The organism is Pseudobutyrivibrio sp. OR37 (assembly GCF_900113655.1).
Taxonomy (GTDB): domain Bacteria; phylum Bacillota; class Clostridia; order Lachnospirales; family Lachnospiraceae; genus Pseudobutyrivibrio.
Map to the genome: position 1 here is coordinate 15,302 of NZ_FOQF01000018.1, position 15,505 is coordinate 30,806.

Here is a 15,505-nt window from a genome sequence, read left to right on the forward strand (position 1 = left end):
GCTTGAAGAAAGTTATAATTATATTTGAATTTCTGACGGGAGGATAGTATATGGTTTCCGAAAAGAGCGCAAAGGTGCTTATAGGCGGAAAAGTTTATACATTAAGCGGTTACGAGGAGGAGGAGTATCTCCAAAAGGTAGCCAATTACATCAATTCTAAACTAGAAGAGTTTAATGCAATTGATGATTATAAGCGTATTTCAGCAGATTTAAAGGCTACATTGCTTGAACTTAATATAGCTGATGACTATTTCAAAGCAAAAGCGAAGGTTGAATCACTTGAGTCAGATTTAGATATTCGTGATAAAGAGATTTATAATCTTAAGCATGATTTGATTTCAGCACAGCTTAAAACTCAAACCTTAGAAGAGACTATCGAAAAGCTTGAACGGGAAAACAAGGAGCTCCTACTTAACAAGACAAAGCTTGAGGCTTCCCTGGAGGATGCTCTTTTAGGTTCAATATCAGATAACTAATTACGGGGTCCCTAAAGGGGCCTCTATTTTTTGTAAGAGAGGTTTTATGAATCAATTAGAATTACTTTCGCCAGCAGGCGATTTAAAAATATATAAGGCGGTTGTAAACGCAGGGGCAGACGCTGTTTATTTTGGAGGCGATTTATTTGGTGCCAGAGCCTACGCCAAAAACTTTACAGTAGACGAAGCTAAAGAAGCCATCGAATACGGACATTTACATGGGGTGAAATCTTACCTGACAGTTAACACCCTCCTTAAAAATCCTGAAATCGAGGGCAAGCTTTATGATTATTTAAAGGCTTACGTAGAAAATGGTATAGATGCATTTATTGTGCAGGATTTCGGTGTTTTCAATTTTATCAGAGAATATTTTCCTGATACCCATGTACATGTTAGTACACAGGCTAGCTTATGTACTAAATATGGGGCTGATTTTTTCCAGAATTTAGGAGCTACCAGAATAGTAACAGCCAGAGAAATATCTATTGATGAAATTTCAAAAATCCACGCTAAGTGCCCAGAGCTTGAAATAGAAAGCTTTATTCATGGCGCACTTTGTGTCTGCTATTCAGGCCAATGCCTCATGTCATCAATTTTAGGTGGTAGATCAGGAAATAGGGGTCGCTGTGCACAGCCTTGCCGTTTGCCTTATGAAGCCTTTGATGAAAATGGCAAAAAGCTTAATAAAAAAGGCGAATATATTTTATCACCAAAGGATTTTTGCACTATCGAATACCTGCCTCAGATGATAGAGGCTGGCGTGACATCCTTCAAAATCGAAGGAAGAATGAAGCAGCTAGAATATGCAACAGGTGTAGTTAGTGTTTATAGACATTACATAGACGAATATCTATATAAGGGTGCCAAGAACTATTCTGTTAAGGAAGAGGATATTAAAAAACTTCTTGATTTTGGTAACAGAAGTGGTTTCACTTCCCTTTATTTAACAAAGCACAATGGTCCAGATATGATTACCTTTGAAGCGCCTTCCCACACAAAGGCGTCTGAGACTATAGCTGAATTCCCTGAAAAGAAGATTGGACTTTCTTGCAAGGTTAGCGCTCTATTAGGAAAAGAATTTAAAGTTACTTTCACAGATGATAAAGGAAATGTTGGTGAGGCAACATCTAATATTATAGAGGCGGCCTCAAATCGCAGCGCCACAAAAGAAGATATAGCAAAAGCAGTTTCAGGCCTTGGAAACACATGCTTTGCAATTGACAATCTAAACATTGACTATGATGATGGGATTTTTCTTCCTGTATCAGTTATCAAAAATGCAAGACGTGCTGCTATAGATGATTTAACGGCTAAGCTTGTTGGAAGTGTAGAAAAGACTATACTTCCTTTTGAAAAGCTAAAGGAGGGCAGTCATCCATCAACAAAGCCTTCTACCTTTGTTACAGCCACTAGCCTAGAGCAGGTAAGGACCATTGCCGCCTTTGATTTTGTACAGGCTTTGGCAGTTCCAACCTATCTATTTAAAGAGGCTAGAGAAATCTTTACAGGTAAGCTATATATATATTTGCCTGCTATTTTAAGAGATGAATATGCCTCAAAATTAGAGCTATGTGAAGCTGCTGATGGTGTTATAGCTGCTTCCTTTGATGAGCTTGGACTTCTAATGGATATGAATTATCCAAAGGATAAAATCATCTTAGATCATAGACTTTATACATTTAATAACCGAAGCTTAAAGGGCTTTTTGAAGGCAGGCTTTTCACGTAATTGCATCCCTTACGAGCTATCCTTAAAGGAGCTTAAGCATCGTGACAACGACGCCTCTCAGATGATTATTTACAGCAGAATTCCAATGATGGTTACTGCTAATTGTACCGTTAAAAACACTATGGGCTGCACTAAATCAAATAAACAAATTACTATGGTAGATAGAAAAAACGAGAATCTAAAGGTGGTATGCAACTGCGAATATTGCTACAACACCATCTACAATAGTAAAAAATATATGGCCTTCGATTTAAAGGATGAAATCCTCGGACTTAATCCAGCGGAGCTTAGAATCGATTTTACGGTTGAGGATGCAAAAGAGGTGTCCGAGATTCTTCAGCTCTATAATGATGTTTTCAATCAAAACAAACCATTTAAATATCTTCATGACTTTACAAAGGGACATTTGAAAAGAGGAGTTGAATAGTTTTGATTAACGTACTTATATCATTTTCCAGAATTACAATATTAGCCTTTGCGCTGGTCTTTACCTTAATTGATATTATTCAGATATTCGAATATAGGTTTAGCGAAGTAGCAGATAGCATCTTTTCTACCATACAGGCTTTAATGGTGGTACTTTATTTATCCAATACATCATTATTACTGTTTTTAGTAAATGAGGATGTTAACTACCTACTGTTGTTGGCAGGCCAGCTTCTATTATTTGCACTGATAGGTATATCTCTTAACAAGCTTACTTACCCAGCCTCAAAGGCTCTTATAAACAATATGTTATTCTTCCTTGCCCTGAGTTTTTCTTTTCTGGAAAGACTTAGCAGTGGAAGAGCAATCAGGCAGTTCGTATTTGCGATAGTTTCTTTTGTCATAGGAATTCTTGTTGTTATGATAATAAGAAAAATTAAAAATATAGAAAGCTTAATGTTTGTTTTTGCAGGACTTGGAATCCTTTTGCTTATACTTGTTAGCTTGATAGGCAGGGTGGAATATGGCGCAAAGCTTTCCCTTTCCTTTGGAAATATCAGTATCCAGCCTAGTGAATTTGTCAAGCTATTATACCTGTTCTTTATAAGCGGCTGTATTGTTACCTACAAGGATTTCAGGGGCTTTTTGTTTGCCTCTATTGGTTCCGCAATTCATGTGCTAATACTTGTATTTTCAAGGGATTTAGGTACTGCCTTGATTTTTCTTGTTGCCTACGTGTTTTTGATTTTCATAGCATACAAAAATTATATTGTATTAATACTTGAGATTGCCCTTGCAAGTATAGGCGGGGTACTTGCCTATAGCCTGTTCCCGCACATTCAGGCTCGATTTATCGCCTGGTCGGATCCGCTGTCAGTGGTTGATGACAAGGGCTATCAGATTTCACAATCTCTTTTTGCAATAGGTACAGGCTCCTGGGTGGGTTCTGGCTTCACGGCCGGGCAGCCAGCCAAAATACCTGTAGTAAGCAAGGATTTTATATTTGCCGCTATAGCAGAGGAGTTGGGAACAATTGCAGCTATTTGCATTATTCTATGCTTAATGTGCACCTGTATTCAGCTTTTTAATGTGGCATTTAATTGTCAGGACAGCTTTTTCATGCTTGTGGTAAATGGAATAGCTATTATTTTTTCAATACAAACTATTCTAAATATCGGCGGTGTTATAAAGTTTATTCCCTCTACAGGTGTAACACTTCCTTTTGTAAGCTATGGTGGTAGCTCCCTACTATCCATGTTTATATGTTTTTACCTTGCAGAATGTTCTAACGATTTATATTACATAGAAGATAATTAAGCTAAAAAGGCTAAAGATATGACTAGACATAAAAATTCAAAAAAAGTAATACGTAAAGAAATATATGTGGTTGCAGTGATGTTTTCATTAATTTTTGTGGCCATGGCGGTCTATCTTGGACATTTTGTTGCCATAGACTCAAGAGATTTTATTTACAATTCCTACAATTCCAGATTTTCTGTATTTGCGGATGATGTAAAAAGAGGCTCAATCTATACTGCTGATGGCCATGTGATTGCTAAAACAGCCACAGATGATGAGAATAAGGAATATAGAGATTATCCTGATGAAAGACTATTTAGCCATGCTGTAGGCTATGTTGGAAAGGGTATGGCTGGACTTGAGGCCAATTATTCCTTTGATTTACTAAAAAGCCATATATCCCTTGATGAACAGATTAACAACACTTTAAGTGGCATCAAAAATCCAGGTGACAGTTTGTACACTACCTTCGATTACGAGGCGCAAAAAGCCGCTTATGAGGGCCTTAACATGTTTGACGGAGCCGTAATTGCTATAGAACCTGAAACAGGTAAGGTTGTTGCTATGGTTTCAAAGCCGGATTATGACCCTAATACAATTGCAAAATATTGGGATGATATTACAGACGACACTAAAAATAATTCTGCCCTTTTAAATAGGGCAATAGCCGGCGCCTATCCGCCGGGCTCTACCTTTAAAATCATTACCACCATTGCCTATTTAAGAGATAACAATGGCAATGATGATTTCGAATACAATTGTAAGGGTTCTATTACTGTAGATGATTATAAGATTCACTGTAGCTCAAAAAAGTCTCACGGAAATGAAAATATGCTACAGGCATTTTCTAATTCATGCAATAGCGCCTATGCTTATATGGGAATAAATCTTGATAGACAGGCTTTTTCCAGCGCTGCAGATAATCTTTTGTTTAATAAGGATTTACCGGCAGCTTTAGGAAATACCAAGCAGTCTAAATTCTATATTGATACAGATACACCAGAATCCATAGTGGCTCAAACCGCAATAGGGCAGGGCCAGACTACAGTTTCACCACTACACATGTGTATGCTTGTAGCTGCAATCGCAAATAATGGAGAGCTCATGGAGCCATATATGGCAGATAAGCTTGTAAGCGAAGAGGGTGATATAGTTAGTGAAACTGCACCAAAGAGCTATGGCAGAATCATTTCTGATTCCGAAGCAAGGCTTCTAAATCAATATATGGAAGCCGTTGTAATGGATGGAACAGCAGATAGTGTAGATTTTGGAGATTTATCGGTTTATGGAAAGACAGGAACAGCAGAATATTCCACTAATAAAAATATGACTCATTCCTGGTTTGTAGGCTATGCAAAGGATTCTAGTGGAAAGAAGCTTGCCATTGCTGTAATAATGGAAGGAGCAGGCTATGGCAGTAAATATGCCGCACCACTTGCCGCAAAAGTCTTTAACGCATACTTTGACAAGTAGGAATATAATTTATTTTTATATTTCGGCAAAAAAACATTGCAATTTCTCAATTGCTTTGCTATAATTTCATCGTTGCGTAAATACGCAGCGTTGTGTTTTGAAAATAATTACAAGGAGGTGCAATCATGGCAAAATGTGCAGTTTGTGGAAAAGGCGCTCATTTCGGTAACAATGTGAGCCATTCTCATAGAAGATCCAATCATATGTGGAAGTCTAATGTGAAGTCCGTTAAGTGTAGTGTGAATGGAACACCTAAGAAGTTATATGTATGTACTTCTTGTTTACGTTCTGGCAAGGTTGAGCGTGCTTAATCTTACATGACACGATATTGAAAGTCACTCGAAAGGGTGGCTTTTATTTTTGCTTTAGTATATAATGGTTGCATAATATGACTAAATATGCGAAATTTGGAGGTACGTTATGCAAGGTCAAATGGAAACAGAGCTTGGTAAAATTGTTATAGACACAGACGTAATTGCGACCTATGCAGGTTCAGTTGCAGTAGAGTGCTTCGGCATTGTAGGCATGGCAGCTGTCAATATGAAGGACGGCTTGGTCAAGCTTCTTAAAAAAGATTATTTAAATCATGGAATTAGTGTTAACATCGCAGAAGATAACACGATTTCTTTAGATTTTCATGTTATTGTTTCATACGGTATTAGTATTGCTACTGTGGCAGAGAACCTCATTGAAACAGTAAAATACAAGGTATCCTCTTTCACTGGATTAACCGTAGACACAGTTAATATCTACGTTGAAGGTGTTAGAGTTATTGACTAAGGAGGAATTATACGTGGAGATCCAAACAATCGATGCATCTTTGTTATCGAAGATGTTTCTTTCAGGAGCAATGAATCTTGAATCTAAAAAAGAATGGATAAATGAGTTAAATGTTTTCCCTGTACCAGATGGTGATACAGGTACTAACATGACAATGACAATCATGTCTGCAGCTAATGCTGTTAGAGAGCTTAACAACCCAGACATGAAGACATTATCAAAGGCTATTTCATCTGGTTCACTTAGAGGCGCCAGAGGTAATTCCGGTGTTATTTTATCTCAGTTATTCAGAGGCTTTACAAAGGTTATTTCAAGCCATGATGAGGTTGATGTAGCTCTTTTAAATGAAGCTTTCGAAAAGGCTGTTCAGACAGCTTATAAGGCGGTTATGCAGCCTAAGGAAGGTACTATCCTTACAGTTGCTCGTGCTGCTGCTGATAAGGCCGCAGAAATGGCTACAAAGACTGATGATGTTGTTGAATTTGCAGAGGCAGTTATTGCTGAAGCTGAAGATACACTTGCTCGTACACCTGATATGCTTCCTGTTTTAAAGCAGGCAGGCGTTGTTGATTCAGGCGGACAGGGTCTTGTACAGGTTCTTAAGGGCGCTTATGATGCTCTTATTGGTAAGGAAGTTGATTATTCAGCAGAAGAAGTACCAGCAGCTAAGGCTCAGCCAGCTATTTCAAAGTATGCTGTTGAATTTGTTATTGAATCTGAAAAGCCACTTGCTTCATATCAGATTAAAGAACTTAAAGCAAAGCTTGAAAAGCTTGCTTCAGGTAAGGTTTCAGATTTAACTATCACAGAGACAAATTCTGATGAAGTTGTATTCTCTAGTGATAAGGAAGATGGCAAGGAAGCACCTAAGTTTACAGAGCCTGCAAAGGAAATGGGCTTCGTTTCTATCGCTACAGGTGATGGACTTACATCTATCTTTAAGGAGCTTGGATGTGATTACATGATTCCAGGCGGTCAGACAATGAACCCTAGTACAGATGATATTCTTAGCGCTGTAGAAAAGGTTAATGCAAAGACTGTATTTGTTTTACCAAACAACAAAAACATTATCCTTGCTGCTAATCAGGCAGCTGCTATTTGCGAGGACAAGAAAATTGTAGTTATCCCTACAAAGACTATTCCACAGGGTATCACAGCACTTATTTCTTTTGCTGCAGATGCTAGTGTTGAAGATAATCAGACAGCAATGACAGAAGAAATTGCTAACGTTAAGACAGGTCAGGTTACTTACGCTGTACGTGATACAATCATTGATGATAAAGAAATCAAGAAAAATGATTGGATGGGTATGGGTGATTCAGGACTTCTTTCTGTAAATGCTGATATTAATGTGGCATTTAAAGAAATGATAGATGAAATGGTTACAGATGATTCTGCTGTAGTTTCTATTTATTGGGGCGAGGGCAGTGATCAGGCTAAGACAGAGGCACTTGGTGCAGAGATTCAGGATAAATACCCAGATCTTGAGGTAGAGATTTCTGAAGGTGGCCAGGCAGTATACGCATACATCGTTTCAGTGGAGTAAAAAATGGAGTTGTTATCATCTATAGACACTATTAAAGGTGTGGGAGAAAAGACAACTAAATTAATGAATAAGTTAGGAGTATATACCATAGAGGATATACTCCTTTTTTTTCCGCGCACCTATTTAATATATCCCGAACCATCAGAACCAAATAAGGATTCGGTGGATTCTTTAATCAGTATTGCCGGTAGAATGAAAAACAGCCCAAAGGTTTTTAAATCAAGAAACCACATGGATATACTTTCTGCCACAGTTTATGTAGGGGAAATGCCTGTAGATTTGGTTTGGTTTAATTCAAATTATCTGCGGGGCACCTTTGAACCAGGTAAGGTTTATATTTTCTACGGGCGATTAACCTTTGATAAAGGAAGATATAAGCTATCCCAGCCGCTTGTTTTTACACCAGACAAATATGATGAAATAAAAAAGCAGCTTCTGCCTATTTATCATCTTACAAAGGGATTAAGTAACAATCTTGTAACTAAGACCGTTAAGGCGGCTTTAGATGGCTGTAGAATATCTGATGACAGATTGCCAGCGGAAATAGAAGCTAAGAATGGTTTTATGCCATATAGTAAGGCTATAGCCACTTATCATTTTCCGGAAAGCTATGATGAGCTTGTTAAGGCTAGAAAAAGATTAGCTTATGAAGAAATGTTTTTCTTTATTCTAAATTCCAGATTGCAGGAAAATAATATTGCAGCTATCCCAAATCCTTTCAAAATCAGCCATCACGAGCTTACAGATAATTTTATGGATTCTTTATCCTTCAAGCTTACAGAAGACCAGCTAAAGGTGCTTATGGAGGTTAGAGAGGATTTGAAGGGCGATTATGTCACTCAACGTTTGATTCAGGGTGATGTTGGTAGCGGAAAAACTATAGTTGCCTTTCTTGCCATGTTAGATGTTGCTTTGTCAGGATATCAATGTGCAATCATGGCTCCTACAGAAGTGCTTGCCAAGCAGCATTACATATCCTTTACCAAATGGTGTCAGGATTTTGGAATTGATATACCTGTGGTGCTTTTTACAGGCTCTATGAAGATATCAGAGAAAAAGCAGATGCAGCGCATCGTAGATGAAAATGAAAGCTGCTTTATTATTGGTACTCATGCGCTTATTTCTGAAGGAAGAGAGTTCAATAATCTTGCTCTTGTTATCACCGATGAACAACATAGATTCGGTGTCCAGCAAAGAGATAAGCTGTCGTCAAAGGGGAACAATCCTCATATCATCGTTATGTCTGCAACACCTATTCCAAGAACACTTGCTATGATTCTTTATGGAAATATGCACGTGTCGGTTATAAAGACCTTGCCAGGAGGTAGACTTCCAATCAAAACCTGTGTAATTAAAGAAGGCATGAGAAGCACAGCTTATAAATTTGTAGCAGATGAAATTGAAAAGGGGCATCAGGTTTATATTATCTGCCCACTTGTAGAGGCCTCCGAAACTACAGAAGCACAGAATGTCACAGACTACAGCAAAAAGTTAGAAGCAAAATTTGGAAATAAATATCGCATTGGTGTATTGCATGGCAAAATGAAGCCTGCTGAAAAAAATCAAGTAATGGATGATTTTGCAAATCACGAAACAGATATTTTGGTTTCAACTACCGTTGTTGAGGTAGGCGTAAATGTTCCAAATGCAACAGTTATGATGATTGAAAATGCTAATAGATTTGGTCTTGCAGCCTTGCATCAGCTTAGAGGTCGAGTAGGTCGAGGGGATGCACAAAGCTACTGTATTCTTATGAACGAAAGCCGAGATGATAAACAGTCGGAAAGACTAAATATCATGCTTAAATCTAATGATGGATTTTTTATTGCCAGAGAAGACCTTAAGCTTAGAGGCCCAGGAGATATGTTTGGAGTAAGGCAAAGCGGTGAATTCAGCTTTAGAGTTGCTGATATTTATCAGGATGCAGATGAGCTTGAAATGGCGTCCGCTGATGTAGAGCATATAATAAATGAGGACCCAAGCTTAGAAAATCATCCTAAACTTAGGTCCACTCTTAACTCATTCCTGGCTGACCAGTTTTACGTGCTCTAGTGTTGGAGTTGCCATTAATGAATAGTTAGTATAATAAACTACAAAGCCTGCTACTGAGCTAGCGGGCTTTTTTACGTTTTTCTTTTGCAGGTAATCGATTTCTACCTTATCGGAATCTCTACCAGAAGAATAGTACGCTGCAAGCTCTGCAGCATATTCATAGGTGCTATCAGGAAGCTCCTTACCGTTTGTTTTAACAATAACATGGCTTCCGTGAATTTTTTTAGTGTGAAACCACCAATCATTTCCAGTGGCGAACTTAAAGGTAAGCTCGTCATTTTGGTAGTTGTTTTTACCAACATAAATATCAAAGCCGTTGTCGTCAATGAAATGAAGTGGCTTGCTTTTTTTAGATTTTTCTTTTTTGTTGCCATTGTGCTTTTTGATGAAGCCATGGTCTACAAGCTCTCTTCTAATATCAGCTAAATCAGTTTCATTCTCTGCAATGTTTAAAGCGGCTTCGATGGATTTTAAAAGCTCCAATTCTTGCTTAGACTGCTCAACATAGGTTTCAAGTGCTTCGGCAGTGCGCTTAAGCTTTGCGTATTTGTCAAAATATTTTTTTGCGTTTTCAGATGCAGTTAAATCAGGATCAAGTGGGATAGTAAGCTCCTCGTTGTTATAATAATTGATTACTGTAATTGATTTATCGTTTGGAGCGGCACTGTATCCGTAGGTATGAAGCATTTCTCCGTATATACGATATTTTTCTCTTTTTTCTGTATCCTTTGCCTGCTTAAGCTGAAGATCAAGCTTTTTAGCTGCTCGCTCTATGTGATTAGAAATAATTTTTCTTAAATCAGCTGATTTCTGATGAATGTTTGTGTAAGCGTTTCTTTTGGCATAAAACTCAACAAGAACTTGAGAGAAGCTTTCATATTCTCTGGCTTCCATATCAGCGTACATATTAAGCTTAATAGGAGCGTACTCAACAGGCTTATTATTGGCAGGATCTATAATAATATTGTAATCATATCTATTAGCTCTTACGTCCTCTATAATACTGTTAAATTCTGTATAAAGCTTATCCTTGTGCTCATCAAAAAGCGAGGCATTGCTGACGTCAGAATCTATACCTGCTCTATAGCAAAATTCATTTGCAATAGTAGGGCTTATTCCAATGTAAGAGGACATTATTGCCTTGAATACAGATTCACTTTTCTTTAACACCTTTGTTTTAAAATAATCTTCAGTAGCTTCAAGAGGATTGATTTTGCCCTCCTGGGAAGGAATGAAATAATCTCTTCCAGGAAGCACCTCTCTAACAGAGCTTACAGAAGAAGGTATGTGCTTAATGGAATCAAGTATCATATTATCCTCGTTGCAGAAGATAATATTAGAGTGCTTGCCCATGATTTCCACATACAGATATTTGAAGGTTATATCACCCATTTCGTTAAGATGCTGGATTTTAAATCTGACTGCACGCTCAAGGCCCATTTGAGAAATCTCAATAATGCGGCCGGCACCAATATGCTTTCTTAAAAGCATACAAAAGCCTGGGGCCTGAGCGGGAGCAGGCTTGTTTTCAGCTGTTAGATACATAAATGGAAGAGAAGCGTTTGCAGAAATGAGAAGACGCTTGTTTCCCTCTGAAGTATTTACTGTGATGAGCAATTCCTCACGTTCAGGCTGAGAAATTTTATTGATTTTACTGTTTAATATATTATTATTAAATTCATGTACAAGAGCATGAATTGATATTCCATCTAATGCCATATTTTATCTAGCCTTTCTTCATTCTTATTGACTATAATCATACATTTATTTATAATTAATTACAACTGTGTTCTGGAGTGAACACTATAATAAGGAGACTCACATGGTTCGTAGTATGACAGGTTACGGCAAGGGCTTCGCAGAGAACGAAAGTGCCCGTGTCACAATCGAAATGAAATCTGTTAATCACAGATATTTAGATTTAAATATCAAACTTCCAAAGAAGCTTAATTTCTTAGAAAGTCAAATTCGAAACAAAATCAGCGAAAGTATTTTTAGAGGAAAAGTGGATGTTTACATCACACTTAACGAGCATTCTGACGCTTGTTATAAGGTATCTATTAACGATATCATAGCGAAGGAATACTATGATTCTATCGCCTCTATGGCAGACAAGCTTGGCATCGATAATGATATGAAGGCTAGCAATATCGTTCGTCTTCCAGATGTAATTGAGCTTGAAGAAACAGATTCAGACGAAGATGTATTAAAGGAACTTGTTCTTAGTGCACTTTCCGATTGTATCGATCAGTTTGTTGCTTCAAGAATTGCTGAAGGAGCTCGTCTTGAAGCAGATTTAATTGCTAAGATGGACGAAATGCTTGCACTTGTTGACAAGCTAGAAAAACGTAGCCCAGTTATAATTGAAGAATACAAGAATCGACTTACTACAAAGATTCATGAGCTTTTAGAGGATAATAACATCGATGAAAGCCGTATAGCTCAAGAAGTCACTATGTATGCAGATAAAGTTTGCATAGATGAAGAAATGGTTCGTTTAAAGAGCCATGTTACAGAGACTCGTTCCGTATTTGAGCTTGATAAGGAAGTGGGAAGAAAGCTTGATTTCCTTGCTCAGGAATTAAATCGTGAAGCCAATACAATCCTTTCAAAGTCAACTGATGTAGAGATTGCCGATATAGGCATCACCCTTAAGACACTTATAGAAAAAGTTAGAGAGCAGATTCAGAATATAGAATAATATGTCATTTGTTAATATTGGTTTTGGAAATATTGTTAATAGTAATAAGATTGTATCTATGATTACCTCCGATTCGGCTCCTGCCAAAAGGATAGTTGCCGGTGCTAAAGAATCAGGGAATATTATTGATGCTACCCAGGGGCGTCGCACTAGATGCGTGATAATTTGTGACGATTACGTTGTATTATCAGCTCTTATGCCTGATACAATTGCTAATAGAATTAATGGTAACCCACCAAAGGAGGAAATATAAATGGTAAGCGATAAGGGTCTTGTCATTGTCCTTTCTGGTTTTTCAGGGGCTGGCAAGGGAACAATTATGAAGCATTTATTGGAGGCTCATCCCAACGATTACAATCTATCTATTTCTGCTACAACACGTGGTATGCGTGCTGGCGAAAAGGATGGAAGAGAATACTTCTTCAAGACTAGAGAAGAATTCGATAAAATGATTGAAAACAATGAGCTTTTAGAGTATGCCACATTTAATGGTAATTCCTACGGAACACCAAGAGCTTATGTTGAGCAGCTCATTGAGCGTAAAAAGGATGTTATCCTTGAAATTGAAATCCAGGGAGCACTTCAGGTTAAGAAGATGTATCCAGATGCGCTCTTGTTATTCACTATGCCACCAAGCGCTAAAGAGCTTGAAAACAGATTGGTTGGCAGAGGCACTGAGACAGAGGCTGTAATTTCACAGCGCCTTGCAATATCTTGTAGGGAATCTCAGTACATGGAAGAGTATGATTACCTGATTGTAAATGATTCTTTAGAAAAAGCTGTAGATCAGGTTCATAATATAATACAGGCTGAGCACTATAAAGTTGAAAGAAATAGCTCGTCTATAAAAGAAATGCAAAAACAATTAAAGATGTTTGAAAGGAGTAATTAATTATGATACATCCATCTTATGTAGAACTTATGGAAAAGGTAAATGAAAACGTTGAGGTAGGTGAGGAGCCAGTTGTAAACAGCCGTTATACTATCGTTGCTGCTACAGCAAAGCGTGCACGTCAGATTATTGATGGAGCAGAGCCTCTTATCGATTATCATAAGGGTGACAAGCCTCTTTCAGTTGCTGTTAACGAACTTAACGAAGGCGCTATCAAAATAATTAATGAGGATACAAATAACTAAAATATGAAGGTCTTATTTGTTTCTTTGGGCTGCGATAAAAACCTCGTAGATTCTGAACACATGCTTGGTGATTTAATGGATAATGGCTTTAGCATTTGTGACAGTGAGGAAGAAGCAGACATTATTGTTGTAAATACATGTTCCTTTATTGCTGATGCAATGGAGGAAAGCATCCAAACTATTATTGATTTAGGTGCTTATAAAGAAAATGGTCATCTACAGGGATTAATCGTAACAGGCTGTTTAGCTGAACGTTTTTCTGATGAAATTCTTTCAGATTTACCAGAGGTTGATGCCATCATCGGAACTAATTCTTACGATGAATTAGTATCAGCTATAAATGTAGTCCTTGAGAAAAATGGTCAAAAGCCAGTTATCAAAAAAGAGTTGGTTGGCTTACCTCGAGATGGTCGTAGAGTCCTTACCACAGGCGGTCACTATGCATATCTTAAGATTGCAGAGGGTTGTAATAAGAGATGTACTTATTGTGCCATCCCTTATATTCGTGGTAATTACCGCTCAGTTCCTATGGAACAGCTTATAGCAGAGACTAAGGAGTTGGCTGAAGGTGGTGTTAAGGAGCTTATATTAGTAGCTCAGGAGACTACTGTATATGGAATCGATATCTACGGTCAGAAATCCCTCACAAAGCTTCTTGATAAGCTTAGTGAAATCGACGGCATAGAATGGATTAGAATCCTTTATGCTTATCCAGAGGAAATCACTGATGAATTGATTTCTTACATGGCGTCTAATCCTAAGATTTGTCACTACATCGATATGCCTATCCAGCATTGTAATGATGATATCCTTAAGAAAATGGGCCGTAAAACTAACAAGGCAGATATCATGGAAATTGCTAGAAAGCTTAGAGCTGCTATGCCTGATATTTCACTTAGAACTACACTTATCTGTGGTTTCCCTGGTGAAACAGAAGAAATGCACAAAGAGCTTCTTCAATTTATTAAGGATATGTCCTTTGATAGACTTGGCGCATTTGCTTATTCAAGGGAAGATGGCACTGTTGCTGCTAAAATGGATGATCAAGTAGATGATGAGCTTAAGCTTAAATGGCAGGATGAAGTTATGCTTTGCCAAAAGGATATTTCACTTGCTAATAATGAAAAATATATTGGTCGTACACTAAAGGTATTCATTGAAGGAAAGCTTCCTGAGGATGGAGTCTTTATCGGCCGTACATACAGAGATACACCTGGCGTTGACGGTTTTATTTTTGTTAATAGCGAGGATGAGCTTGTCAGCGGACAATTTGTTGATGTTTTAGTAACAGGCTATGATGAATATGATTTGATAGGAGATGTAAAGTTATGAATTTAAAAGAGATGAATTTACCTAACAAACTTACATTATTCAGAGTTGTACTTATTCCATTTTTTGTATTATTTTTACTTATCAACCCTGATAACCAGGCATTTAGAATTATTGCTGATTTAATCTTTATCGTGGCATCTCTCACAGATATGTTAGATGGCAAGATTGCACGTAAGTATAATCTTGTGACAAACTTTGGAAAGTTTATGGACCCACTTGCAGATAAGCTTTTAGTTTGTTCAGCGATGATTTGTTTAATCCAGACAAAGCAGCTTGCAGCATGGTTTGTAATTATCATTGTTGCACGTGAATTTATTATTTCAGGTTTCCGTCTTATTGCCGCTGAAAATGGTGTTGTTATTGCTGCTAATATTTTTGGTAAGCTTAAGACTGTTTCCCAGATGATTATGATTATTATCCTTGTTGCTAACCTTCCATTTGGTTGGTTACAGATTTTAGGACAGCTTTTAATCTGGGTATCACTTATTCTTACAGTACTTTCACTTGTTATTTACATTTACCAGAACAGTGATGTACTTAAGGAGCAGAACTAAA

The 15,505-nt window shown here is 37.6% G+C and carries 15 protein-coding genes; 14 read left to right on the forward strand and 1 reads right to left on the reverse strand.

The genetic code is table 11. The features are described from left to right. Nucleotides 1–50 precede the first annotated feature (50 nt). The 8 genes from BM097_RS09575 to recG all read left to right on the forward strand — a co-directional run bounded on the left by BM097_RS09575 (nucleotide 51) and on the right by recG (nucleotide 9,780). Nucleotides 51–476, forward strand: a complete 426-nt coding sequence (locus BM097_RS09575; RefSeq protein WP_090548606.1) for a cell division protein ZapA — start codon at nucleotides 51–53, stop codon at nucleotides 474–476. Between the two features lie 46 nt (nucleotides 477–522). Beyond that, on the forward strand, nucleotides 523–2,631 hold the full coding sequence (locus BM097_RS09580) for a peptidase U32 family protein (RefSeq protein WP_090548610.1): 2,109 nt from the start codon (nucleotides 523–525) through the stop codon (nucleotides 2,629–2,631). A gap of 2 nt (nucleotides 2,632–2,633) precedes the next feature. Next, nucleotides 2,634–3,947: an FtsW/RodA/SpoVE family cell cycle protein gene (locus BM097_RS09585; protein WP_090548616.1), complete on the forward strand. Its 1,314-nt coding sequence runs from the start codon at nucleotides 2,634–2,636 to the stop codon at nucleotides 3,945–3,947. A gap of 18 nt (nucleotides 3,948–3,965) precedes the next feature. Continuing rightward, nucleotides 3,966–5,402 carry a peptidoglycan D,D-transpeptidase FtsI family protein gene (locus tag BM097_RS09590; RefSeq protein WP_090548620.1) on the forward strand — a complete coding sequence of 479 codons (1,437 nt, stop codon included), beginning with the start codon at nucleotides 3,966–3,968 and terminating at the stop codon, nucleotides 5,400–5,402. A gap of 125 nt (nucleotides 5,403–5,527) precedes the next feature. After that, nucleotides 5,528–5,713, forward strand: coding sequence for a 50S ribosomal protein L28 (gene rpmB / locus BM097_RS09595; protein ID WP_090548624.1), 186 nt, complete (start codon nucleotides 5,528–5,530; stop codon nucleotides 5,711–5,713). Between the two features lie 109 nt (nucleotides 5,714–5,822). Further along, a complete protein-coding gene (locus BM097_RS09600; protein WP_028243693.1) occupies nucleotides 5,823–6,182 on the forward strand; it encodes an Asp23/Gls24 family envelope stress response protein in 360 nt (119 codons plus the stop codon). Nucleotides 6,183–6,195: 13 nt separating this feature from the next. Then, nucleotides 6,196–7,728 (forward strand): DAK2 domain-containing protein, encoded by a 1,533-nt coding sequence (locus BM097_RS09605; protein WP_090548629.1) that lies wholly within the window; start codon nucleotides 6,196–6,198, stop codon nucleotides 7,726–7,728. Nucleotides 7,729–7,731: 3 nt separating this feature from the next. Beyond that, nucleotides 7,732–9,780, forward strand: a complete 2,049-nt coding sequence (recG, locus tag BM097_RS09610) for an ATP-dependent DNA helicase RecG (protein WP_090548634.1) — start codon at nucleotides 7,732–7,734, stop codon at nucleotides 9,778–9,780. Here recG and BM097_RS09615 read toward each other — a convergent pair. Then, entirely contained in the window at nucleotides 9,748–11,499 is a 1,752-nt protein-coding gene (locus BM097_RS09615) for an Rqc2 family fibronectin-binding protein (RefSeq protein ID WP_090548639.1), read from the reverse strand. The two genes, recG and BM097_RS09615, sit on opposite strands and share 33 nt — an antisense overlap. 103 nt (nucleotides 11,500–11,602) lie before the next feature. Between BM097_RS09615 and BM097_RS09620 the strand changes: the two genes are divergently transcribed. From BM097_RS09620 to pgsA, 6 genes are read left to right on the forward strand one after another with little or no spacing between them, the layout of a single operon-like run. Then, the gene (locus BM097_RS09620; protein ID WP_242944690.1) at nucleotides 11,603–12,481 is read left to right on the forward strand and encodes a YicC/YloC family endoribonuclease; all 879 of its coding nucleotides are present in this window, start codon (nucleotides 11,603–11,605) and stop codon (nucleotides 12,479–12,481) included. Nucleotide 12,482: 1 nt separating this feature from the next. Next, a complete protein-coding gene (locus tag BM097_RS09625; RefSeq protein WP_090548643.1) occupies nucleotides 12,483–12,734 on the forward strand; it encodes an extracellular matrix/biofilm biosynthesis regulator RemA family protein in 252 nt (83 codons plus the stop codon). Further along, a complete protein-coding gene (gmk, locus tag BM097_RS09630) occupies nucleotides 12,735–13,373 on the forward strand; it encodes a guanylate kinase (protein ID WP_090548648.1) in 639 nt (212 codons plus the stop codon). Nucleotides 13,374–13,375: 2 nt separating this feature from the next. Continuing rightward, nucleotides 13,376–13,618: a DNA-directed RNA polymerase subunit omega gene (gene rpoZ / locus BM097_RS09635; RefSeq protein WP_090548652.1), complete on the forward strand. Its 243-nt coding sequence runs from the start codon at nucleotides 13,376–13,378 to the stop codon at nucleotides 13,616–13,618. A 3-nt stretch (nucleotides 13,619–13,621) separates the two neighbouring features. After that, entirely contained in the window at nucleotides 13,622–14,950 is a 1,329-nt protein-coding gene (rimO, locus tag BM097_RS09640) for a 30S ribosomal protein S12 methylthiotransferase RimO (protein ID WP_090548655.1), read from the forward strand. An 11-nt stretch (nucleotides 14,951–14,961) separates the two neighbouring features. Further along, the gene (pgsA, locus tag BM097_RS09645; protein WP_090548820.1) at nucleotides 14,962–15,504 is read left to right on the forward strand and encodes a CDP-diacylglycerol--glycerol-3-phosphate 3-phosphatidyltransferase; all 543 of its coding nucleotides are present in this window, start codon (nucleotides 14,962–14,964) and stop codon (nucleotides 15,502–15,504) included. Nucleotide 15,505: the final 1 nt, after the last annotated feature.

Coding starts and splice junctions, on each gene's coding strand:
- BM097_RS09615 (WP_090548639.1), bottom strand. CDS start 11,499: ATGGCATTAGATGGAATATCAATTCATGCTCTTGTACATGAATTTAAT.
- BM097_RS09575 (WP_090548606.1), top strand. CDS start 51: ATGGTTTCCGAAAAGAGCGCAAAGGTGCTTATAGGCGGAAAAGTTTAT.
- BM097_RS09590 (WP_090548620.1), top strand. CDS start 3,966: ATGACTAGACATAAAAATTCAAAAAAAGTAATACGTAAAGAAATATAT.
- gmk (WP_090548648.1), top strand. CDS start 12,735: ATGGTAAGCGATAAGGGTCTTGTCATTGTCCTTTCTGGTTTTTCAGGG.
- BM097_RS09580 (WP_090548610.1), top strand. CDS start 523: ATGAATCAATTAGAATTACTTTCGCCAGCAGGCGATTTAAAAATATAT.
- recG (WP_090548634.1), top strand. CDS start 7,732: ATGGAGTTGTTATCATCTATAGACACTATTAAAGGTGTGGGAGAAAAG.
- rpmB (WP_090548624.1), top strand. CDS start 5,528: ATGGCAAAATGTGCAGTTTGTGGAAAAGGCGCTCATTTCGGTAACAAT.
- BM097_RS09625 (WP_090548643.1), top strand. CDS start 12,483: ATGTCATTTGTTAATATTGGTTTTGGAAATATTGTTAATAGTAATAAG.
- rpoZ (WP_090548652.1), top strand. CDS start 13,376: ATGATACATCCATCTTATGTAGAACTTATGGAAAAGGTAAATGAAAAC.
- BM097_RS09620 (WP_242944690.1), top strand. CDS start 11,603: ATGGTTCGTAGTATGACAGGTTACGGCAAGGGCTTCGCAGAGAACGAA.
- pgsA (WP_090548820.1), top strand. CDS start 14,962: ATGAATTTACCTAACAAACTTACATTATTCAGAGTTGTACTTATTCCA.
- rimO (WP_090548655.1), top strand. CDS start 13,622: ATGAAGGTCTTATTTGTTTCTTTGGGCTGCGATAAAAACCTCGTAGAT.
- BM097_RS09600 (WP_028243693.1), top strand. CDS start 5,823: ATGCAAGGTCAAATGGAAACAGAGCTTGGTAAAATTGTTATAGACACA.